The organism is Atopomonas sediminilitoris (assembly GCF_022601735.1).
Classification (GTDB): Bacteria; Pseudomonadota; Gammaproteobacteria; order Pseudomonadales; family Pseudomonadaceae; genus Atopomonas; species Atopomonas sediminilitoris.
This window is the reverse complement of sequence record NZ_JAKUMM010000007.1, coordinates 152,398-173,427: the sequence shown is the minus strand read 5'-3', so window position 1 is coordinate 173,427 and position 21,030 is coordinate 152,398. Positions and strand designations below refer to the sequence as shown.

General features: G+C 56.0%; 20 protein-coding genes. 13 read left to right on the top strand and 7 right to left on the bottom strand.

The window, feature by feature from the left end:
* Positions 1 to 18: 18 nt before the first annotated feature.
* The 4 genes from MKI83_RS12435 to minC are packed head-to-tail and all read right to left on the bottom strand — an operon-like array spanning position 19 to position 2,572.
* A complete protein-coding gene (locus MKI83_RS12435; protein ID WP_241586766.1) occupies positions 19 to 654 on the bottom strand; it encodes an RluA family pseudouridine synthase in 636 nt (211 codons plus the stop codon).
* Between the two features lie 57 nt (positions 655 to 711).
* Complete coding sequence (minE, locus tag MKI83_RS12430) at positions 712 to 966, bottom strand: cell division topological specificity factor MinE (protein ID WP_241586764.1); 255 nt, start codon at positions 964 to 966, stop codon at positions 712 to 714.
* Positions 963 to 1,778 (bottom strand): septum site-determining protein MinD, encoded by an 816-nt coding sequence (minD, locus tag MKI83_RS12425; protein WP_241586762.1) that lies wholly within the window; start codon positions 1,776 to 1,778, stop codon positions 963 to 965. The genes minE and minD overlap by 4 nt, the downstream gene beginning before the upstream one ends.
* Before the next feature lie 59 nt (positions 1,779 to 1,837).
* Positions 1,838 to 2,572, bottom strand: coding sequence for a septum site-determining protein MinC (gene minC / locus MKI83_RS12420; RefSeq protein ID WP_241586753.1), 735 nt, complete (start codon positions 2,570 to 2,572; stop codon positions 1,838 to 1,840).
* 137 nt (positions 2,573 to 2,709) lie between these two features.
* On the opposite strand from minC, the gene MKI83_RS12415 reads away from it, so the two are divergent.
* Complete coding sequence (locus MKI83_RS12415) at positions 2,710 to 3,648, top strand: lipid A biosynthesis lauroyl acyltransferase (protein WP_241586751.1); 939 nt, start codon at positions 2,710 to 2,712, stop codon at positions 3,646 to 3,648.
* A 66-nt stretch (positions 3,649 to 3,714) separates the two neighbouring features.
* Positions 3,715 to 4,896 carry a patatin-like phospholipase family protein gene (locus MKI83_RS12410; RefSeq protein ID WP_241586749.1) on the top strand — a complete coding sequence of 394 codons (1,182 nt, stop codon included), beginning with the start codon at positions 3,715 to 3,717 and terminating at the stop codon, positions 4,894 to 4,896.
* A gap of 64 nt (positions 4,897 to 4,960) precedes the next feature.
* Here MKI83_RS12410 and MKI83_RS12405 read toward each other — a convergent pair whose 3' ends face one another.
* Together MKI83_RS12405 and MKI83_RS12400 are read right to left on the bottom strand one after the other, a co-directional pair.
* On the bottom strand, positions 4,961 to 5,743 hold the full coding sequence (locus tag MKI83_RS12405; RefSeq protein ID WP_241586747.1) for an MlaA family lipoprotein: 783 nt from the start codon (positions 5,741 to 5,743) through the stop codon (positions 4,961 to 4,963).
* Positions 5,736 to 7,019 (bottom strand): alpha/beta fold hydrolase family protein, encoded by a 1,284-nt coding sequence (locus MKI83_RS12400; RefSeq protein WP_241586745.1) that lies wholly within the window; start codon positions 7,017 to 7,019, stop codon positions 5,736 to 5,738. The genes MKI83_RS12405 and MKI83_RS12400 overlap by 8 nt, the downstream gene beginning before the upstream one ends.
* Before the next feature lie 417 nt (positions 7,020 to 7,436).
* On the opposite strand from MKI83_RS12400, the gene MKI83_RS12395 reads away from it, so the two are divergent.
* The 10 genes from MKI83_RS12395 (at position 7,437) to MKI83_RS12345 (ending at position 19,459) form a co-directional block, all read left to right on the top strand.
* Complete coding sequence (locus MKI83_RS12395) at positions 7,437 to 8,594, top strand: methyl-accepting chemotaxis protein (protein WP_241586743.1); 1,158 nt, start codon at positions 7,437 to 7,439, stop codon at positions 8,592 to 8,594.
* A gap of 11 nt (positions 8,595 to 8,605) precedes the next feature.
* Entirely contained in the window at positions 8,606 to 8,890 is a 285-nt protein-coding gene (locus MKI83_RS12390; protein WP_241586726.1) for an STAS domain-containing protein, read from the top strand.
* 7 nt (positions 8,891 to 8,897) lie between these two features.
* A complete protein-coding gene (locus MKI83_RS12385) occupies positions 8,898 to 10,628 on the top strand; it encodes an ATP-binding SpoIIE family protein phosphatase (protein ID WP_241586725.1) in 1,731 nt (576 codons plus the stop codon).
* Positions 10,629 to 10,650: 22 nt separating this feature from the next.
* The gene (locus MKI83_RS12380) at positions 10,651 to 11,016 is read left to right on the top strand and encodes a response regulator (protein ID WP_241586722.1); all 366 of its coding nucleotides are present in this window, start codon (positions 10,651 to 10,653) and stop codon (positions 11,014 to 11,016) included.
* A 44-nt stretch (positions 11,017 to 11,060) separates the two neighbouring features.
* The gene (locus tag MKI83_RS12375; RefSeq protein ID WP_241586720.1) at positions 11,061 to 13,163 is read left to right on the top strand and encodes a chemotaxis protein CheA; all 2,103 of its coding nucleotides are present in this window, start codon (positions 11,061 to 11,063) and stop codon (positions 13,161 to 13,163) included.
* On the top strand, positions 13,153 to 13,644 hold the full coding sequence (locus tag MKI83_RS12370; RefSeq protein WP_241586718.1) for a chemotaxis protein CheW: 492 nt from the start codon (positions 13,153 to 13,155) through the stop codon (positions 13,642 to 13,644). The genes MKI83_RS12375 and MKI83_RS12370 overlap by 11 nt, the downstream gene beginning before the upstream one ends.
* Before the next feature lie 2 nt (positions 13,645 to 13,646).
* A complete protein-coding gene (locus MKI83_RS16995; RefSeq protein ID WP_370867392.1) occupies positions 13,647 to 16,751 on the top strand; it encodes a methyl-accepting chemotaxis protein in 3,105 nt (1,034 codons plus the stop codon).
* Positions 16,752 to 16,879: 128 nt separating this feature from the next.
* Positions 16,880 to 17,701 (top strand): CheR family methyltransferase, encoded by an 822-nt coding sequence (locus MKI83_RS12355; RefSeq protein ID WP_241586716.1) that lies wholly within the window; start codon positions 16,880 to 16,882, stop codon positions 17,699 to 17,701.
* Entirely contained in the window at positions 17,698 to 18,309 is a 612-nt protein-coding gene (cheD, locus tag MKI83_RS12350) for a chemoreceptor glutamine deamidase CheD (RefSeq protein ID WP_241586714.1), read from the top strand. The genes MKI83_RS12355 and cheD overlap by 4 nt, the downstream gene beginning before the upstream one ends.
* Positions 18,310 to 18,370: 61 nt before the next feature.
* Positions 18,371 to 19,459: a protein-glutamate methylesterase/protein-glutamine glutaminase gene (locus MKI83_RS12345; RefSeq protein WP_245399755.1), complete on the top strand. Its 1,089-nt coding sequence runs from the start codon at positions 18,371 to 18,373 to the stop codon at positions 19,457 to 19,459.
* On the opposite strand, the gene MKI83_RS12340 is transcribed toward MKI83_RS12345, so the two are convergent.
* Positions 19,449 to 19,946: a hypothetical protein gene (locus MKI83_RS12340; RefSeq protein WP_241586705.1), complete on the bottom strand. Its 498-nt coding sequence runs from the start codon at positions 19,944 to 19,946 to the stop codon at positions 19,449 to 19,451. The genes MKI83_RS12345 and MKI83_RS12340 overlap by 11 nt on opposite strands.
* A gap of 336 nt (positions 19,947 to 20,282) precedes the next feature.
* Between MKI83_RS12340 and MKI83_RS12335 the strand changes: the two genes are divergently transcribed.
* The gene (locus MKI83_RS12335) at positions 20,283 to 21,023 is read left to right on the top strand and encodes a substrate-binding periplasmic protein (RefSeq protein WP_241586703.1); all 741 of its coding nucleotides are present in this window, start codon (positions 20,283 to 20,285) and stop codon (positions 21,021 to 21,023) included.
* Positions 21,024 to 21,030: the final 7 nt, after the last annotated feature.

Sequence of the window (21,030 nt, the reverse complement as noted above, 5' to 3'; positions counted from 1 at the left end):
GGCAAAGTGTAACCGATATTAAAACGGTGCCGGATCTTCAAAACGCAGACGCTCACCGCTGGCCGGGTGGGTGAAGGCCAGCATGCAGGCGTGCAAACACAGACGCGGGTAAGCCTTGAGGGCTTGTTCGTGGGCGTATAAGCCGTCGCCGAGCAGCGGGTGTCCGATGGCCAGCATGTGCACGCGCAGTTGATGCGAGCGGCCGGTGATGGGCGTGAGTTCAACGCGGCAATGCTCGGCATGCCGCTCCAGCACGCGCCAGAAGGTTAACGCGTGTTTGCCTTGCTCGTGATCAACCACATGCCGTGGCTTGGTGGGCGGATCGTAGCGCAGCGGTAACTCGATTCGGCCGCTGTCGAGCTCGGGCTGGCCCCAACACAGGGCGGTGTAGGCTTTCTCGGTTTCGCGATCATGGAACTGGCGCGAGAGTTCACGATGCGTATCAGCGTCGCGGGCGAGAATGATCAGGCCTGAGGTTTCCCAGTCAAGTCGGTGCACGATACGGGCTTCGGGGTAGCCGTTTTCTTGCAGACGGGTAATCAGGCAGTCGCGGTTATCCTCAGCACGACCCGGCACAGACAACAGCATGCTGGGCTTGCTGACGAGAAGGATGTGCTCATCCTGGTGGATGAAACGCACCTGAGATAACGGCATGGGGGATTTCCGTAGGCCTAGGCCGTGCGCAGGCACGGCCACTGCAGGCTGGCGAACTTAACGATCGGGTAGGGTGATGTTCAGCTCAAGAATCGAGCAGCTGCCTTGGTTTTCCAGGGCAACTTGAACATCGGTCTGCTCAATTTTCACGTATTTGCGGATCACATCCACCAAATCTTGCTGCAGCTGCGGCAAGTAATCGGGTTGGCTGCGCTGGCCGCGTTCGTGGGCGACGATAATTTGCAAACGCTCTTTCGCAACCGAGGCCGTAGCGGGCTTATTACGGTTACGAAAGAAGTCGATCAAGCTCATTCACGGCCTCCAAAAAATCGTTGTAAGAGTCCTTTCTTTTGCACCTCAAGGAAACGGTGCGCAACGTCTTTGCCTAGCAGGCGATCAACCGCGTCGCTGTAAGCCTGACCAGCATCGCTGATGTCGTCGAGGATTACGGGGATGCCTTGGTTGGACGCCTTCAACACCGCTTGCGATTCAGGGATGACCCCTAACAGGCGGATAGCAAGAATTTCTTCCACGTCGGTCACCGAAAGCATTTCGCCTTTGATCACACGCTCGGGGTTGTAGCGAGTCAGCAGCAAGTGTTCTTTAACCGACTCTTCGCCTTTTTCTGCGCGGCGCGATTTGCTGGCCAGCAGGCCCAGCATGCGGTCAGAGTCGCGTACCGAGGATACCTCGGGGTTGGTCACGACAATCGCCTCATCGGCGAAGTACATGGCCAAGTAAGCGCCTTTTTCAATGCCGGCCGGTGAGTCGCAGACGATGTAATCAAAGTTTTGGCGCAATTCATCGAGCACCTTTTCCACGCCTTCGGTGGTCAGGGCGTCTTTGTCGCGGGTTTGGCTGGCGGCCAAAATCGACAGGTTTTCGATGCGCTTGTCTTTGATCAGTGCCTGATTAAGGCTGGCTTCGCCATTGATGACGTTGACGAAGTCGTACACCACGCGACGTTCACAACCCATGATCAGGTCGAGGTTACGCAGGCCCACGTCGAAGTCGACGATCACTGTCTTGTAGCCGCGCATGGCCAGGCCGGTACCGATGGCCGCGCTGGTCGTGGTTTTGCCAACGCCACCTTTACCGGAGGTGACAACGAGTATTTTTGCCAAGGTGCTTCACCCTAATATGTTTATGCGGTTCAAATCCCTGAATTGCGCGGGAGTATTTCTTAAAGCAGGTGGATGTTCAACATCTCATCCGACAGGCTGACATGCACAGACTTGCCCCAATGAGGCAGCCGGCGCAGATCTTCGGCGACTTTATACACGCCGGCAATGGATACCAACTCGGCGTTGAGGCTCTGACAAAACACCGCCGCAGCGCTGTCGCCCTTAACGCCAGCGAGGGCGCGGCCACGCAGCGGGCCGTAAACATGAATGTTGCCATCGGCAAGCAGTTCGGCGCCGGCACTGACGGGGGCCAAAACAATCAAGTCACCGCCGGCGGCATAGATTTGTTGGCCGCCGCGCACCGGTGTGCGAATGATTTTACTGGTGGCGCGCGCCGGCTCGGGCGGCTTTGCGGCGGGCTTGCTTTGTGCGGGCGCTAACTCGATCGCCCGTTCACGCGCGCCTGAAGGGGGCAGGATCGGTAAATCCAGGGCATTGGCGGCGGCGACGTCTTGTTCGCGTGCTGTGCGCACGGCCAGGGTGCGTAAGCCATGACGGCGGCAAACGGCCATCAGCTCGGTCAGGTCAAAGGCGGTTTCGACGGCGGGCAGTTTGTCTAGGCCGAGTACCAGAGGAGTGTTCTGAAATAACCCCGGGGCCTGCGCGACTTTTTCAGCGAGCTGTCGATCAAGGCGCTCGAGGTCGTTGTGCACTAGCTCAAGGATGGTGACAGCCAGCATGCTGCCCTTGAGTTGGAAAACGGGGTCTTGATCGAGAAGGTCGGCTTGGCTCATGGTCGAATCGCAGACTGGGAAGGCCTCGACTTATAACCAGAAGCGGGGGTTGTCGCAAGTTCTAGTGGCTTGGCTTCGGGCTATAGCGTGGGCTTGATGTAGAATCAGCGCCTTGGTTATTGCTTTGAGAATGCTCTATGGATCGCCCGCAGTTTCGTGCCTATTTCCTCCACCCGCGCTTTTGGTTGTTGTGGTTGGGTTTGGGGGTGTTGTGGTTGGTGGCGCAACTGCCTTATCCGTTGCTGCTGCGCTTTGGTCGTGCCTTGGGCTGGCTTATGTATCGTGTGGCCAGTTCGCGCCGCGATATTGTCGAGTGTAATTTGCAGCTGTGTTTTCCCCATCTGAGCGCGCGTGAGCGCGAGCAGTTGGCCAAAGAAAACTTTGCCTCCACCGGAATTACTTTTTTTGAGATGGCGATTAGCTGGTGGTGGCCGGCGGCACGCTTACGCCGATTAGGGCAGGTGGAGGGCTTAGAGCATTTGCAGCAGGCCGCCGCCGATGGCCAGGGCGTGATCTTGATGGCGCTGCATTTCACCACCTTGGAAATGGGCGGTGGGCTGCTTGGGTTAGAGCATGGTGCTTATGGCATGTATCGGCCGCATAAAAATCCGCTGTTTGATTATGTGCAGCGCCGTGGCCGTGAGCAGCGTTTACTGGGCGTGATCGGTCGTGATGATCTGCGCGGCATGCTGCGCTTGTTACGGGCGGGTGACGTGGTGTGGTATGCGCCCGATCAAGATTATGGCGCGCAGAACAGCGTGTTTGTTCCTTTGTATGGAGTGCAGGCGGCTACGGTCACCGCGACCAGCAAGTTTGCTCGCCTAGGCCGGGCCAAGGTGATTCCGTTCACGCAGCAACGTTTAGCCGACGGTCAGGGGTATCGCGTGGTGGTGCATCCGCCGTTAGATAACTTTCCGGGCGCGAGCGAGGAAGAAGATTGCTTGCGCATCAATCAATGGATTGAGCAGGCGATCAATCAACACCCGGAGCAATATTTGTGGGCACACCGGCGCTTTAAAACGCGGCCGCAAGGCGAAGCACGGCCCTATCGCAAAAGCAGCAAAAAACGCCGTTAACTTGCACATCACAGGGCGGGGCTCTAGCTTGATTAAACAGCACGCACGAACAATAAGGGGGGAGGCGTGACCGCGTTTGCCAGTTCTGGCCTCGCCAACAATGACCGTGCCGCGCTGGTGCTTTCCGGCGGCGGTTCGCGGGCGGCCTATCAAGTCGGCGTTTTGTCAGCGATCGCTGATTTATTGCCCAATGATTCGATTAATCCGTTCCCGATTATTTGCGGAACGTCCGCCGGTGCGATCAATGCGATAGCGCTCGCCGGCGGTGCTTTGCATTTTCGTGAAGCCATTCTGCGCTTGACCGAGGTGTGGGAGGCGTTCTCGTGCGATGCCATCTATCGCACGGAATGGCACGCGCTGCTGCGCTCAGCGGTGCGCTTTGCCGGTAGCCAGTTTTTAGGCCTTAACCGCGACTCACCGGTATCGCTGCTCGATAACAGTCCGCTTAAAGCGTTGCTGAGCGAGAAGATTAATTTCAACGGCATTGCGGCGGCGATTGCGCGGCGCCGTTTACGCGCGGTATCGATTACCGCCTTCGGTTATGAAAGCGGCCATGCGGTGAGCTTCTATCAAGGCCGCGGCTCGATTGACCCGTGGATGCGCCATCGCCGCGTGGGGGTGCCGACGCGCTTAGGCGTGGAGCATTTACTGGCCTCGTCGGCGATTCCGCTGATTTTTCCGCCGGTAAAAATCCATCGCGAGTTTTTTGGTGATGGCGCCGTGCGGCAGCAGGCGCCGATTAGCCCTGCGCTGCATTTGGGGGCCGATAAAGTCTTAGTGGTGGGGGTCAGCAGTAATTTGGCGCAGCAAGAAGCGCGCGAGTCTCGACCGCGTGGTGAGCCGCCGTCTTTGGCGCAGATTGTGGGGCATATGCTCAATAGCACCTTTGTTGACTCGCTTGAGGGCGATATTGAGCTGCTCGACAAAATCAATCGCATGGCCCTGCTGCTGCCCAATGCAGCGCCGACAGGCGGTGCGGCGCGCGGCTTTAAGCCGGTGGATGTGCTGGTGATTTCGCCGAGCAAGCCGATTGATGTGATTGCCGCCCGGCACCGCCGTGAGTTGCCCGCTAGCTTGCGGTTTTTTCTGGGTGGCTCAGGGGCGACCCGTTCCTCAGGCGGTAGTGCGTTGAGTTATCTGTTGTTTGAGCAAGGCTTTTGCCGTGAGCTGATCGAGCTGGGCTATCAGGACGCCATGGCGCAGCGCGATAAACTGATGGAGTTCTTAGGGCTCGTCTGCCGCGTCTAAGTGCTGGCTGCGGAAACAAAAAAACGCGCAGGTTTCGATCTGCGCGTTTTTTATTCCCGCCGATTTAGTCGGCGATTTGAATCTTGCGCGCGGCGTTGTACAGAAAGCGCACTTTTTCGTACTCAAACGGTGAGTTGGTTTGTCCGTACTCAAACGGCAGGCCGCTGCGTAAGTCCACCGCGCGCAGCACCGAAATAGCCGGATTGGCGCTGCTGGCGGTGGCGACATTGAGGAAGTCGACGCCTTGCTCGCTGGCAAAGTCGACCACGGTGCCGCCGGCGTCTCGTAGATTGGAGGGGCCTAAGAACGGCAGCACCACATAAGGCCCTGCGCCCACACCGTAGTGGCCTAGGGTTTGGCCAAAGTCTTCATGGTGTTTGGGGGCGCCCATTTTGCTGGCGGGGTCCCACAGGCCGAAGGCGCCAAGGGTGGTGTTGATCAGTAGGCGCGCAGTGATTTCCATGCTGCGCTGGCCCTTGAGCTGAAAGGCACTGTTCAGCAAGTTGCCGATATCACCTACGTTGCTAAAGAAGTTGCTGATGCCTTGTTGGGCCAGATCGGGCGTGACATAGCGATAGCCGCGCACCACCGGCATGATGATCCACTCATCAGCGCGCTGATTGAATTGGTAAATGCGGCGGTTTGGCCCTGTCCACGGGTCGTAGACGTCGAGCACTTCAAAGCCAGCGCGCTCAAAGGCTTGTTGATCCATGAAGGGATTGAACTGCAGCTGGCTTAGCGGATGGGTAAAGCCATCGCTGTCAGCCTCTGGATTGGCATGGGCTAAGGTCGGCAGTGTGGCGCTCAAGCAAAGGCTGAGGCTCAAACAGGCGAAGGGCTTAGTCATGGAAGAACTCCAGCATGTTGTGCGCATTGGTGGGATAAGCGAAGTTGCCGCAGTGGCCGCCACGAGGGTACAGCGTCATTTGTGCGCCCATAGTGCGGCGCAGCCAGCCTAAATCGCCGGGCCCAAGAATAAGGTCGTCGGCGTTATGCATAACGCCAATCTGTGGGTTGTCTTTGAGGTAGGGCTCAAGGGCATACAAACTGACTTGGTTCATCATCTGCAGCAAGCTGCCGCCGTTGTGTTTTTTGCGCCACCAAGGGATCAGTTGTTGTGTGATGTAGCAGTCAAAATCACACAGCAATGAGCGTTTGAGAAAGGGCGCCAAGTCACTGTTAAACCCCAAGGGGTAGTCTTTGGGCGTAATCAGCCCGCGCTGGTTGAGCAAGTCTGAGGTGTAGACGATGTCGGCGACGCTCAGTCGAAAAGCGCTACCAATGAGCATGGCGAGCTGCTCGTTGCTTAGCGCCTCGTCCGAGGTCTGAAATTCAGCCAGCATGGCTTCGTTCACTTCAATGCGGCCTTGGCGTTCAAAGAAGCGTGTTAGACGCTGCATCAAATCGTCGATAAACGTCTGTTGATTGCTGATGCCGGGCACCTTGGTCTGCACCAAGCGGTCAAGGTTGCGTACCGAGGTATACAAGTTGACCGGCGGATTGAGCATCAGGATGCGCTTAAAGTTCAATGCGCGCCGTTGTTTGTCGAGCGCCCCGACAAAGGCAGCCTGTAACCCGCCCAAGCTATAGCCGGTCAGGTTAATGCTGCTGGATTGGAGTGAAGGGTGGTTAGCCAGTACCGCCTGCATCACGCGATAGAGATCGTCGGCATCGTCGGGGCTAAAGCCCGGAGTGGCGCTGCGCGAAGCGGCAGCCATGAAGTCCCAGCTGGTGGGCGAAGACAGCTGCACCACATGAAAACCGCCTTGATAGAAGATTTTCTTCAACAGCTCCGGTGTGCCACTGGCGTAATGCGCGCCCGTACCGGCAATGATGAACATCAAAGGCGCGGCGCCGTCTTGCTCGGCGAGCCGATATTTAAGTTGATGACTTTGATAGAACACGCCGGGCAGCTCGCCGCGCTTTTTGAGCCTGAGCGCGTGATCGCTTTGCTTAATCTGATGCTCGGCGGGCAGCGTGATAGCGGCGGCTGACGGGGTGCCGGCAATGGTTGCAATGAATGGATTCGCAATGGGGTACGCATATTCAGTGCTGGATAAGCTGCTGGCGCTAGTCAGGCTGGGGAGCAGTGCTAGGCAGACAGTGAGGGCGCGCAGAAACATGAAGAGTCCTTCTGTGGCAGACCGTGAATCGATTGCAAAGTGGGCTAATGCTAGGGCAAATCGGCCGGCGGGGGGGCGTCTTATTGTTAAGTAGGCCTCTAGCCGGCTGTCGGTTCTGTAACGTGTTGATTTTTAAGGGTTGGGTTTTTTCTGCCGCCTATTGAGGGGGGCCAAGGTGCGGCCTATTAAGCCCCTTGTGTGACGTGTTTTTGGCCATAAAAGCGATTAACAGCCTGATTTATAAAGAAATCACATGTCTTGGTAGTGTGCTTTTGGTGTAGCGCGCACTGGTAAAAATTTGACAGCTGGCCGGCGGCCACTAGGTTTTATACAGGGAATTTGACCTTACTAAGGTTCCCGCGAAGCGGGTCGATAACAGTGATCTGCTTCACAGACCTGCTGTTTAAGGGAGTATCTATGCAGGAGTTGTTGTCACGGTTGTCATTGCACACCCCGCTTTGGCTCAAAGCAGTGTTGCCGCCATGGTTGTTACTGGCCGTTTGGTTGTGGCTGCTGCCTGTCGTTTGGGCTGTGCTATTAAGCGTTTTAGTGGCTTTGCTGTGGTTTGCCTGGTTGGCACCTGAGCCCAAGGTGGCACAGGCGGCACCCACCTCGGCGAATGAGCCTGTGCAGGCTTGGCAACCGCTGGGCCATGCATTGGTGGCCGAAGTAGCGGTTGTGGAAGACCAGCTCAAACGTGTGGAAAACATCCTGCATCACGCCATTGAGGAGCTATCGACCAGCTTTCAGCATTTAGCCGAGCGCACGCACGTGCAGCATCAACAGGCGGCCTCCTTAGTGGCCAGCTATGGGCATGATGAAGAAGGCCACAGCGCCAGCTTTCAAGATTTTGTCACCGCAACGCAAAAAACCATGAGCATGTTTGTTACGGCAACGGTGGAAACCAGTCATACCTCGATGATGCTGGTAGACCGTATGGACAAGATCAGCGCCAAGATCAGCGACATTCTTAAATCCACCAGTGACATGGACAGCATCGCCAAGCAAACCAACTTATTGGCGTTAAACGCCGCGATTGAAGCTGCACGCGCTGGTGAGGCTGGCCGTGGCTTTGCCGTCGTGGCCGATGAAGTGCGCGCGTTGTCGAGCCGCTCCACGGAGTTTTCCCAAGCGATTCGCGAGCACGTAGACGAGGTCCATCAAGAACTCACGCAAGCAGAAACTGAGGTCAGCCAGTTGGCGGCCAAGGACATGAGCTTTGCCTTGAGCGCGAAAAAAGAAATTGGCGTCATGCTCGGTGACTTAGAGGCGCTGAATCAGCGCACGGTCAGTGTGGTCGGTGAGTTGGATGTAATTTCATTAGAAATTGATCGCGGCGTGGGTCGGGCAATTACTGCGCTACAGTTTCAAGACATGGCAGGGCAATTACTGCAGCAGATACGCAAGCACCAGCAGAAATTGGGGGCGTTGGGCCAGGCGTTACAAACCATGTCGAACCAGCCCCGTGCGCAATGGAACGACTACCTCAGTCAGCAAGCGCGGGCATTAGAACAATCGCTTACCAGCCCTGTGGCGCAAAGCAGTATTGCCGCCGGAGACGTTGAGTTGTTTTAGGAGTGTTATGGATGAGCAACGATTTTGTAGTGCGGCCACCAAGCCGGTTTGACTTTAACTGCTACCGCGCCTTTCGAGATGCTTACGAACCCGCGCTAGAAAGCAAAGACGTCAAGCGTGTCATGGTGGATTTAAAAGAAGTCCAGTACATGGACTCCGCAGCCTTGGGCATTTTGCTGCTGTTGCGCGATCGCGCCAAAGCAGCGGGTAAAGAAGTCGAGCTGGTCAACACCTCAGGGGCCGTGCGCGAAGTGCTTGAGATCGCAAACTTTCCCAAAGTCTTCAAGATCAGCTGAGGCTTAGATGAAGTCACTGCGCTTACTGGTCGTGGATGACGATCGCCTGATTGGCGAGGCCATTCAGGAGTTCGCTGCCAGCCTAGGTCACACGGCGGTGTACGTTAACGGCGGCAGTGAAGCGCTGACGCAGTTTTCCAAGCAAGAGTTTGATTTGGTCTTGCTGGACCGCGTGATGCCCGGCATGGATGGCTTGGAATTGGCGGGCAAACTACGGCGCTTACAGCAAGGCGGCGCGTGGTGTCCGCTGATTATGTTGTCGGGTTTTAGTGAGGTCGACGAACAGATTGAGGCGCTTAACGCCGGTTGCGATGACTTCTTAGCCAAGCCAATCAACTTTCATGTGCTCGAGGCCAAGATTCATGCCTTTCGCCGCACCGCCGATCTGCAGGCGCAAATTAGCCGTAAAAACCGCGAGCTCATTCGTCTACGCGAGGCGCAAGAAGAAGAAAAGCGGATCGCCCAGCACTTAATGGCGCGCTTGGTACGCAACGAATACCTGAACTACCCCGGTGTACAGCACATGATTTATCCCGCCAGCTTGCTGTCGGGTGACTTGTTGCTGGTCTGCCCCTCACACAATGGCGATACCTACGTGATGCTGGCCGATGCGACTGGGCACGGCCTGCCGGCGGCGATTACCTTAATCCCGTTAAGCCAAACCTTTTACGCCATGGCGGGCAAAGGTTTTCAGTTGGCCAGTATTGCCGCTGAGCTCAACCAGCAAAACCGTCAGTACAACCCGGTTGATCGCTTTGTGGCGGCGGCGCTGGCCGTATTTCGGCCGCGCGAGCACATCTTAGAAGTCTGGAATGGCGGTATCCCGCCGGCGCTGCTGCTCAGTGAGGATGGGCAAGTGCTGCGCACGTTTGCTTCGCGCAATGTGCCTTTGGGCGTGCTGCCCGCCGAAGAATTTATTAATGAAACCGAGCTGTGTCAGATCCGCGAAGACGCCCAGCTCATTCTGTATTCCGATGGGCTGATTGAAGGCTGTAACCCCGCAGGAGAACAGTTTGGCAAGCAACGTTTGCTCGACGTGTTCAAGGGGGTGGCGCCTAAACAGCGCTTAGAGCATTTGCGCCGTAAAGCCTTCAGTTATCTCGATGGACAGCCGATACAAGATGACTTGTCCTGCTTGCTGCTCGATTGCCCGATGGACCTGCACAGCACCGGCCCAGAGCTAGAACGACAGGGTGTGGTGGCCGCGTTTGGTCAATGGCATTTCAGCGTCAGCTTGGGGTTTGAGCAGCTCAAGCATTTAGACATCGTGCCCTTGCTGGTGAGCTGGGGGCAGGCGCTGGGGTTGGATCAGCGTATGCGCAGCACCTTCAACTTGGTGTTGTCGGAGTTGATCAGCAATGCCTTAGATCACGGCGTGCTTGAGCTGGCCTCTAGCATCAAGGGTGAGGTTGACGGTTTTGAGCGTTACATGGATGAACGTGGTCGCCGCTTGCAGGCACTGCAGCACGGACAAATTGAAGTGGAAGTTGAGCAGAAAGAAGTGCGCGATGGCCGCCTGTTGCAAGTGACCGTATGCGACTCCGGTAAGGGCTTTGATCTGCAAACGCTGACGCCGCCAGACCCGGCCAGCTTGGCCTATCACGGCCGTGGCCTACAGTTGATTAAAGCCCTTAGCCAAACACTAGAAATACGCGGTCGCGGTAATGAAGTTTTTGTCGAGCTGCACTGCCCAGGCAGTACGGCCGGCGCCCCCGATACTAATACGCAGTCGATGTGACCCATCACGGAACGAGAGAGCTATGAGCAAAAACATTCTAATCGTCGATGACTCGGCGTCGATCCGCCAAATGCTGGGGTTCACCTTGCGTTCGGCCGGCTATCAAGTCGATGAAGCCGTCGATGGCAAAGATGGCTTGGGTAAGGCGCAGGGCAAAACCTACCAACTGGTCTTTACTGACCAGAACATGCCCAACATGGATGGCTTAACCCTGATCCGTTCGCTGCGTGAGCTGCCGCCGTACAAAGCGACGCCGATTCTGATGCTCACCACAGAATCCAGTGATGCCATGAAGCAGCAAGGCCGGGCGGCCGGCGCTACAGGCTGGCTGGTGAAGCCGTTTGATCCACCAAAGCTGCTCGAAGTGTTGCGCAAAGTATTGCCTTGATTTTGCCTGTGCTCGCCATAACAACAACGTCCTAGGGAGCGCCCATGAGCCTGGACATGAGTCAGTTTCTGCAAGTGTTCTTCGAAGAAACCGAAGAGCATTTGGCCGCGCTTGAGCAGCAGCTGCTGACCATCGATGTGGCCAGCCCAGATGCTGAAGCGCTGAATGCGATTTTCCGCGCGGCGCATTCGATCAAGGGCTCCAGCGGCATGTTTGGTTTCGACGATTTAACGTCGGTGACTCACGTGCTCGAAACCCTGCTCGACAAGCTGCGTAGCCATGAAGTGACGCTGCAGGCCGAGATGATTGACGTTTTCCTGCAGGCGCGCGATGTGCTGTGGCAGCTAATGGATGGCCACCGTAATGGTGCGCCGGCGGCGCCTGCGCTGGGCGCTGAAATGCTGCAGCGCTTACAAGCGTTAACCGCGGCGGCAATGGCGGCGGCCAATGGTGAAACACCAGCCGCTGCACAGCTAGAAGACGATGCTGACGCAGGGTTTGGCTTCTTTGCTGATGCCCCGGGCTTGCCGGATATTGATGCCCCGATTGTGCTGGCTGAGTCATTCGCTGATGAGGTGGAGGCCCCGCAAGTCTTTGGCTTTTTTAGCGATGCGCCAGGTGCGCCAAAGGCTGAGCCAGCCGCGAGTGCGGAGGACGATTTAGGCTACGGTTTTTTTGTGGACCTGCCTGACCCCAAACAAGAGAAAAAAGCGGACGCCGAGGCTTTTGGCTTCTTTGATGATGCGCCCGGCGCTCCCTCGCCTGAGGCAGAACAAGCGGCAACCCAGTCATCATCAGCAGAACCATCAACAGCCGCGCCAGTCGCCCCGAACCCCGCGCCTGACTCTGTGCCCACAAAGCCACCGCAAGCTGCGGCAGCCGTTGCAGAGACTGAACCTAAAGCCGACGCCGACAACAAACCGGCTGCCGTGGCTAAAGCACCGGCAGTAAAGGTCGACAGCGAGTCCAGCTCGATCCGCGTGAGTGTGGAGAAAATCGACACCTTAGTGAACTTGGTTGGCGAGTTGGTCATCACCCAGTCCATGCTCAATCAGCTCACTGGGGTTTTGGATCCCAGCGAATACGAACGCATCTTTCATGCCCTAGGGCAGCTCGAACACAACACCCGCGACTTGCAAGAGCAGGTCATGTCGATTCGCATGCTGCCGATCAGCTTTGTGTTCAGCCGTTTTCCACGGTTGGTGCGCGATACCTCGGGCAAGCTGAACAAAAAAGTCGAGCTGATTCTGCAGGGCGAACACACCGAGTTGGATAAAGGCGTGATTGAGAAACTCGCCGATCCGCTGACCCATATTGTGCGCAACAGCGTCGATCACGGCATTGAGCTGCCGGCCGATCGTGTTGCCGCAGGTAAGCCCGAGCAAGGCACCATTCGCCTGTCGGCCTTTCACCAAGGCGGCAGCATTGTGGTCACCATCGCCGATGACGGCAAAGGCTTGTCGCGGCAAAAAATTCTCGCCAAGGCTGCGGAAAAAGGCCTCAGCGTGAATGACAACATGAGCGATAGCGATGTCTGGCAGCTGATCTTTATGCCGGGTTTCTCCACCGCCGAACAAGTCACGGACTTGTCTGGCCGTGGGGTCGGCATGGATGTGGTTAAGCGCAATATTCAAAGTATTGGTGGGCGCGTCGATATCGATTCGGCCTTAGGGGTCGGTACGCGCATCACGATTCGTCTGCCCTTAACGTTGGCGATTCTCGACGGCATGATTTTGAGTGCCGGCGGCGTCAACTACGTGATCCCGCTGACCTATATCGTCGAGTCTATGCAGCCATTGCGTGAGGACATTCGTAGCGTCAATAACGAAGGCCAAGTCATCCGCGTGCGCGGTGAATACATGCCCTTGTACAGCCTGCATGAACTGCTCGGCATGGCGGCCAAACCGCCAGAGCCTGAGCAAGCCATCGTCATTATTCTTGAGGCCGAAGGGCGCAAGTTTGCCTTGCTGATCGACTATTTAGTCGGCCAGCAGCAAGTGGTTATCAAAAGCCTCGAACAAAATTTTCACCGCATCCACGGCGTGGCGGGCGCCACCATCATGGGCGATGGCAGCGTCGCTCTGATTCTCGACGCCGACGCGCTTCCCCAATTAGCCGGACAACACGAGCTTGCGTATGAGTCATGAAAACGAGGCCCAAGCCGGGCCCATTCGGGAGTACCTGACCTTCACCTTGGGGCCTGAGGAGTACGCCATCGACATCCTCCGGGTGCAGGAAATTCGCGGCTATGACCAAGTCACAGCCATCGCTAATACCCCCAAGTTCATCAAGGGGGTGATCAACCTGCGCGGCGCCATCGTGCCGATTGTCGATTTGCGGATCAAATTCAAACTGTCTGAGCCGGTCTACAACCAGTTCACCGTCGTGATCATCCTCAATGTGGCTGATCGCGTGGTCGGTGTGGTGGTGGACTCTGTCTCCGACGTGATTGGTTTAGCTGAAGGTGCGATCAAGCCACCGCCGGAGTTTGGCGGCGCGTTTGATACGCAATATCTGTTGGGCTTGGGCACGGTGGATGAGCGCATGCTGATTTTGGTGGATATCGAACAATTAATGACCAGCCAAGAAATGGCCTTGGTCGGCGCTTCGGCAGAAGGGGAGAACTAAAAATGTCAGGATTGCATAGTCGAATCCGCGTCAGCTGGAAGGTGCTGCTGATTGCCGTGCTGGCCATTCTGGGCTTGGTAGTGCCGGTGTATCAGTTGGATAAAGGCTTGTACGCCAATATTGAGCGTCTGGACCGTGAGCGGTTATCCATTAAACCTATCGATAAGCTGCTGCAAAGCATGGCAAGCATCCAAGAAATGCGTGGCCAAGCACAGTTGATTGCTGCCGATAAAGCCGATGGCAATGCCTATCAAGTCTTGCTGGCTGAGGTTCATAAGAACCTCGATTACATTGCTCAATCAACGTTGTTAGATGACTCCAGTAAATTAAGTGCCGACCTTAAAGAGCTTAAAACAGAGCTTGATAAAACCAGTGCCGATACTTTGGCAGAGCGTTTGAGCGGACGTGAGACTTTTGAAAAGCACACCGAAATGGTCATGCATGTGCGGGGTTTTATTGATGACTTCGCTGAAGTATCAGGACTGTCGCTCGACCCAGAACAAGCCACGTATTACTTGATGCTGGTGACCGTTACCCACGTGCCGGATCTGGTGCAAAAGCTGGCGCAAACTCGCGGTCTGGGTATCTCCGCGTTGAGTGAGGGGGTGGGTAGCGGTGAAAAGCGTGGACAGATGCGCGGCATGCTGGGTGATAGCGACCGCATAACCTTCTTCATGCTGCGTGACTTGGCGCGTGCGTACAGTCATAGCGCAACGATGAAGGCTCGGTTGGATAGCAAGGCGCAAGCTGTGGTGGCTGATACCGTGCAGTTGCGTGCCCTGAGTTTTAAAGAAGTTTTGGAAGCTGAGTTTTACACCATGCAACCTGAAGCTTTCTTTAATGCATACACCAGTGTTTTAGATCGGGTGTTGGCGTTTAACGCCGAAGCCTTGCAGACGCTGGATGAACAGTTGGTCCAGCAGCGCGCTGATTACTCTGCACGCTTTACCCGCAGTCTCGCTTTAAGTGTACTGGCGGTGGTGCTGATGATTGTGGTGCTGTGGTGGATTGGCCGCTCAATTCTGCAGGCTTACCGTGAAACCTCGGCGGCGGCTAATGCGCTGGCTAGCGGCAATTTAACCCATCAAATCAAGATGGCGGGCGATCGCGACACCATCGCTTTGCTGACGAATATCCAGCAAATGCAACAGCAGTTGCGCGGGCGCTTGCAGGAAGCCATGCGCCTACGCCGCGCCCTCGACAGCGCCAGTACCAACATCATGTTGGCCGATGAGCAGAACGTCATCATTTATGCCAACCAAGCCGTGCAGCAAATGTTTAAAGTGGCTGAGCGTGATATTCGCCAAGACCTACCGCAGTTCAATGCCGATAACGTGGTGGGCGGCAGTGTCGATCAGTTCCATAAAAACCCGGCTTATCAGCAAGGCATGTTGAGCAAGATGACGGCGCCGCATCACGCACAAATCAATATTGGCCCGCGCACCATGGCCTTTATTGCCACGCCTGTATTTGATCAAGACAACACTCGCTTGGGCACCGTCGTCGAGTGGCGCGATCGTACCGAAGAGTTAGCTGCGCTTGAGGCGGAACAGCTAAGACAAGAAGAGCTGGAAAAGATCGCCGATTACAACGCGCAGATTAAGAGCGCGCTGGATAACGTTTCAGCCAACGTGATGATTGCCAACACGAAGCGCGAAATCACTTACATGAACCGCGCCGTACAAAGTTTATTAAGTGATAGCGAAAAAGACATCCGCATAGACCTGCCCAATTTCAATGCCAGCAAACTGATGGGTGCTAAGATTGAAGGGCTTCATAAAAATGCGGATCATCAAGCGCGAGTGTATGATCAGCTGTCAGGCAATCATCGTGAACAAGTCTTGCTGGGCGGGCGCACCTTCCTTTTAGATGCCTCCCCAGTGTTCGATGAAGAGGGCGATCGTTTAGGCACGGCAGTGCAGTGGACGGATCGCACCAATGAAGTGCGGGTTGAAAAAGAAGTCGGCGACTTGGTTAACGCCGCGGCGTCCGGCGACTTCAAACAGCGCTTAGATATGGCGGGTAAAGAGGGCTTCTTTAAGCGTTTGAGTGAAGACTTAAATCGCTTGATGGGCAGCGTGGCAGAAGGGTTAGAAGACCTGCAGCGGATGTTGGAAGCCACCGCCAAAGGCGATATGACGGCCAGAATCAGCAAAGATTACGCCGGCATCTTTGCTGACTTAAAGACGTACTCCAACCAAAGCAGTGAAAGCCTGTCTGACATGCTGGGGCAAATCCGCGAGGCGGTAGACACCATCTTTACCGCAGCCAGCGAGATTGCCCAAGGCAACGCCGACTTGTCATCGCGTACTGAACAGCAGGCTTCCAGCCTGGAAGAAACCGCTTCCAGCATGGAAGAGCTGACCTCGACAGTGCGTAACAACGCCGATAACGCGCGCCAGGCCAATGCTCTCGCCATGAACGCCTCGCAAGTAGCGGTGGCCGGTGGTGACGTGGTGCAGAAGGTCGTGCTCACCATGAGCGCCATTAATGAATCGGCACGCAAGATTGCCGACATTATTGGTGTGATCGACGGCATTGCCTTCCAGACCAATATCTTGGCTCTTAACGCCGCGGTAGAAGCCGCGCGTGCCGGTGAGCAAGGCCGCGGTTTTGCCGTGGTGGCGGCTGAAGTACGCAACTTGGCGCAGCGCTCAGCCGGTGCCGCAAAAGAGATTAAGTCACTGATTGAAAACTCGGTTGAGAAGGTTGAAAGCGGCAACGAACTGGTGGCCAAAGCCGGTAACACCATGAGCGATATCGTGCAGTCGATTCAAAAAGTGACCGACATCATGGCCGACATTGCCGCGGCTTCTGCCGAGCAAAGCACAGGTATTGAGGAGGTTAACCGTGCGGTGAGTCAGATGGATGAAATGACTCAGCAAAACGCCGCCTTGGTTGAGCAGGCTGCGGCTTCCGCCGAGGCTCTGCAGGGGCAATCCAATATGCTGTCGCAAGCCGTCAGTGTGTTTAAGCTGGATAACCGTGTCGCAGCGGCGCCAAGCCTTGCTCATGCCAAGCCCGCGCATGCAGCCAAACCTATGCCGGCGTCGCGGGCGCTGCCTAAAGTCAACCGCAACGCCGAGGATGAGTGGGAGGAGTTCTAATTGACCCCGCTGCTAACGCAGCGTTGACCTGACGCTAGGCTCAGCGGAATGAGCTGAGCCTAGCGCACGGCCTTTATTGGTGCTGTAGCACCGCGCAATTGCCCTCAAACAGGTGATCTTAGACAGGCATGGAACGGGAATTTCGCTATACCCACGCCGACTTTGAACAGGTGCGCCAGCGCGTGTATCAGATGGCTGGCATCAGCCTAGCGCCCAGTAAAGATCAACTGGTCTACAGCCGTTTGGTGCGGCGCTTGCGCACGCTGAGATTGCTGGATTTCCCCAGCTACTTTCATTACCTCGATCGTCACGCCGAAGAGGCTGAGCACTTTATCAATGCGCTCACCACCAATTTGACCTCGTTCTTTCGAGAGGAGCACCACTTTGACTATCTGGCGCAATATCTGCGTGAGCACCATCAGCCGGGTAAGAAGTGGCGTATTTGGTGTTCAGCGGCCAGTACCGGCGAAGAGCCTTATTCCATCGCCATGACCTTAGCCGAAGCGTTCGGTCGCTTTGATGTGCCGGTTGAGCTATTGGCCTCAGACATCGATACCAAGGTATTGGCGACTGCGCGTGAAGGGGTATATCCCGAGTCACGTTTAGAGTCGGTCAGTGCTGAGCGACGTAAAGCTTTTTTCTTGCGCGGCAAACAAAGCAACGCTGGGCGTGTACGCGTGGTGAAGGAGTTGCGGCAAATGATCGAGTTTCGCCAGATCAACCTGCTCGACACTGACTGGCGAATAAAGCCCGGAGTTGATGTGATCTTTTGCCGCAATGTGATGATCTATTTTGATAAAGCCACGCAGCACAAAGTGTTAGGGCGGATGGCGCAGTTGCTATCCCCGCAGGGCCGTTTTTTTGCTGGGCATTCCGAGAGTTTTGTTCACGCCAATGATGTGGTGCGTTTGATTGGTCGCACTATTTATCAGCCAGTGGCCCGCCGATGAGCCAGCACGAACAACATAACGGCCCACTGTCGGAGCGCAGCTACTTTGACCGCTTTTTTGAATCCGACGCGGTCAAGATTCTGCCCGGTGAGTATTACGTGACTCAGCGCGATGTGCTGATTGTGACCGTGCTGGGCTCGTGTATATCGGTGTGCTTGCGTGATCGCGTCACCGGTGTGGGCGGCATGAATCACTTTATGTTGCCCGGCACGGATGAAGGTTTAAGCCCGGTGTCGTCCTCGGCGCGCTATGGTGTGTACGCCATGGAAATGCTGATTAACCATGTATTGAAAATGGGCGGCAAGCGACACAATTTTGAGGCTAAAGTGTTTGGTGGTGGCAACGTATTACGCGGCATCACCAAGAACCATGTGGGCCAGCGTAATGCGGATTTTGTGCAAGAGTATTTGCACACCGAGCGCATTCCGGTGCTGGCGGAGGACATGCTCGATGTCTATCCGCGCAAAGTCTATTTTTTCCCGGCCACGGGGCGTGTGTTGGTTAAAAAGCTGAAAAGCCTTAACAACACGACCTTGCTGGATCGGGAAATGGAGTACAGCATGCGCATTCGCAAGGTCCCGGTGGCCGGCGATATCGATTTGTTTTGATGATGCGAAAATTGTTTAAAGGCGCTTTAAATTGTGTGGCGCCACGTGTGAGGAGGTCATCTTGACGATCAAAGTATTAGTGGTCGATGACTCGGCGTTGATCCGTAGCTTATTGGGCGAAATGATCAATGAAGAGCCGGACATGCTGCTCGTTGGTGCCGCCAAAGACCCGTTCGAAGCACGCAGCATGGTCAATGAGTACGCGCCGGATGTGATCACGTTGGATATCGAGATGCCGCGCATGGACGGGCTGACCTTCCTCGATAAGCTGATGCGCGCACGGCCGACGCCGGTCGTGATGATTTCAACCTTGACCGAGCAAGGCTCTGAGGCAACGTTTAAAGCCATGGAGCTAGGCGCTATCGACTTTGTGCCTAAGCCAAAACTCGGCGTGGTCGAGGGGATGCAAGCTTATCGCGAGCTGATTCTGGATAAGATTCGCACCGCCGCGCAGGCCAAGCTGCTCAAGCGCCTGCCTACCGTAAGGCAGAGCCTAAATGTTGAAGCCGTCATGCCCAAGGCAACCAAGCCTGGCGGCCTGCGACAGGATGCTGATCTGTTGGTAGCGTTGGGCGCCTCCACCGGCGGGCCAGAAGCGCTAAAACTTGTGCTGATGGCCTTGCCGCCCAACTTCCCCGGGGTGGTGATTACCCAGCATATGCCACCGGGGTTTACCGCTTCATTCGCCGACCGGATGAATCGCCTAACGCAACTCACGGTGGTTGAGGCTAAGGGCGATGAACGCATCCTGCCCGGTCATGTGTTTATTGCCCCGGGTGACCAGCACTTAATGGTCGAGCGCTTTGGTAAGTTCTATGTCACCAAGTTATCGGATGCGCCGCCGGTATTCCGCCACAAGCCATCGGTCGATGTGCTGTTTCGTTCGGTGGCCAATAGCGCCGGCAGCCACGCTATCGCAGCCTTGTTTACCGGCATGGGTAAAGACGGCGCGCAAGGTATGTTGGATATTTATCAAGGCGGCGGTTTTACCATGGCACAGGATGAAGCCAGCTGCGTGGTCTATGGCATGCCGCGTGAGGCCATGGCGCTGGGCGGCGTGAAAGAGCAACACAGCCTAGGGCAAATGGCCAAGCAGTTGATCCGCCAAGTGGCGCTAAGGCAGCATCAAACGGGGTCGGCTACGGAGTAACAATGTGTAGCGACTGCAGGTAAACCAGCTCGCAGGCACCATCGCCGACATCATCGCGGGTCAGTGAGCTGACCCAGCGATACCCATCACGCCCTTCAACGCGCACCAGCTGACCTTGTAGCGCAATCGTTTGCCCAGATTTGACCTTGGCCAGTTGCTCGGCGACCTGCGCTGAGGCTGGGATCATGTGCATGTTGGCGCTGTGGGTTTCTATCTCGCGGCGCGGGATGGGGAAGCTATCCACCGACCAGTAATACCAGCGATTGCTCTGGCGGATGCGAATATTAGCCACCACGTCTGGCTGGCTCATCGGCCCCCAGCCCAAGGCAAGATCAGTCGGTGAAAGCGCCGCGCCGCGATCAAAGCGATAGTCTTCGCGGCCCAGTACGCGGGCCTCGATGGTGAAAGGTTGCAGTGGAATGATGCGGTGCTCGGCTAACTCAAAGCTGCCATCAGCCTGTGCTACGGCGGCGGGCAAGGTGGGCATGGGTCTAAACCACCAAGCCAGCGCAGTAATAGCCAACGTGGCTACGATCATTTTTTTCAGCATGTTGCCTTAGACCAAGGTGCAATAGTGAGTACGTACTGGTGAGGGCACACTGTGCTCATCTTGTGGTGTTGACCATCGGATGCAAGCGTTTCTGTCCATTCCCTGGATGACCTTTGAGGCAGGCGGCACCTTTGTGTGTCGCCTTTTTTTTCGTCGCTAAGCTTCTGTTGCTATACCTAGAGTAATAGGTCAGTGGCGGAGGCCGTGATGCGTTTACTCCTGACGATTGTTCTTGCGCTAAGCGCCGTGTGTGCTTAAGCGCAGCAGCGCAATGTGGTCCAGATTAGCACCGGAGAGTTTCCGCCGTTTACTGCCGCGCATTTGTTAGGTGGTGGCTTTGTCAATCAAGTGGTGCAAGAGGCCTTTGCCCAACAGGGGTATTGGGTCGAGTTTCGCTTTATGCCGTGGCAGCGTGGCAAGCGCGAGGCGCTGAAAGGGCGAGTCGAAGCGGCTTCTTATTGGCAATGTAATGCCGAGGTGAGTAAGAGCTTTTTGTGCAGTGATGCGCTTAAGCGTGAACAGTACGTGTTGTTTTATCGCAAAGTTAACCCCTTGCCCGATTGGCAGGAGCTGGCAGACCTGCGCGGTCTAAGAATTGGAGCAACCGCCGGCTACTCCTACTCCGAGGCTTTTTGGCAGGCGACTGAAAGCGGCGTGCTAACGGTTGAGTTAGTGCAGGAAGACGAGCAGAACATCGGCAAGCTCCTGAAAGGCCGTATTGATGCCTTGTTGCTCGACCCTGTCGTCGCCTACGACTTATTGGCCAGACACTTCGCCCCCGGTGCAGGCCACCTTTTAGAGTTCAATCCGCGGCCAGTGGCGGAAATGACGGGCCACCTGTTAATTAGCCGTAAGAGCCCGCGTGCTGAGGAGCTTTTGCGTGCTTTTAACGTGGGGCTGCAGGCGTTACATGATAACGGCCGCTATGAGCAGTTATGGGATGGCCTTTTGCAGGGCGCTTACAGTGAGCCGACACAGCCAGCCTCGAAGGCGAGTCCGACCAACGTCCAATAGTTCGCAA

Excerpts from the sequence above, each read along its gene's own strand:
- minC (WP_241586753.1), bottom strand. The coding sequence starts at position 2,572 with ATGAGCCAAGCCGACCTTCTCGATCAAGACCCCGTTTTCCAACTCAAG.
- MKI83_RS12405 (WP_241586747.1), bottom strand. The coding sequence starts at position 5,743 with ATGACTAAGCCCTTCGCCTGTTTGAGCCTCAGCCTTTGCTTGAGCGCC.
- MKI83_RS16995 (WP_370867392.1), top strand. The coding sequence starts at position 13,647 with ATGTCAGGATTGCATAGTCGAATCCGCGTCAGCTGGAAGGTGCTGCTG.
- MKI83_RS12385 (WP_241586725.1), top strand. The coding sequence starts at position 8,898 with ATGAAGTCACTGCGCTTACTGGTCGTGGATGACGATCGCCTGATTGGC.
- MKI83_RS12415 (WP_241586751.1), top strand. The coding sequence starts at position 2,710 with ATGGATCGCCCGCAGTTTCGTGCCTATTTCCTCCACCCGCGCTTTTGG.
- MKI83_RS12395 (WP_241586743.1), top strand. The coding sequence starts at position 7,437 with ATGCAGGAGTTGTTGTCACGGTTGTCATTGCACACCCCGCTTTGGCTC.
- MKI83_RS12435 (WP_241586766.1), bottom strand. The coding sequence starts at position 654 with ATGCCGTTATCTCAGGTGCGTTTCATCCACCAGGATGAGCACATCCTT.
- MKI83_RS12390 (WP_241586726.1), top strand. The coding sequence starts at position 8,606 with ATGAGCAACGATTTTGTAGTGCGGCCACCAAGCCGGTTTGACTTTAAC.
- MKI83_RS12370 (WP_241586718.1), top strand. The coding sequence starts at position 13,153 with ATGAGTCATGAAAACGAGGCCCAAGCCGGGCCCATTCGGGAGTACCTG.
- MKI83_RS12400 (WP_241586745.1), bottom strand. The coding sequence starts at position 7,019 with ATGTTTCTGCGCGCCCTCACTGTCTGCCTAGCACTGCTCCCCAGCCTG.
- MKI83_RS12375 (WP_241586720.1), top strand. The coding sequence starts at position 11,061 with ATGAGCCTGGACATGAGTCAGTTTCTGCAAGTGTTCTTCGAAGAAACC.
- MKI83_RS12340 (WP_241586705.1), bottom strand. The coding sequence starts at position 19,946 with ATGCCCACCTTGCCCGCCGCCGTAGCACAGGCTGATGGCAGCTTTGAG.
- minE (WP_241586764.1), bottom strand. The coding sequence starts at position 966 with ATGAGCTTGATCGACTTCTTTCGTAACCGTAATAAGCCCGCTACGGCC.
- MKI83_RS12355 (WP_241586716.1), top strand. The coding sequence starts at position 16,880 with ATGGAACGGGAATTTCGCTATACCCACGCCGACTTTGAACAGGTGCGC.
- MKI83_RS12380 (WP_241586722.1), top strand. The coding sequence starts at position 10,651 with ATGAGCAAAAACATTCTAATCGTCGATGACTCGGCGTCGATCCGCCAA.
- cheD (WP_241586714.1), top strand. The coding sequence starts at position 17,698 with ATGAGCCAGCACGAACAACATAACGGCCCACTGTCGGAGCGCAGCTAC.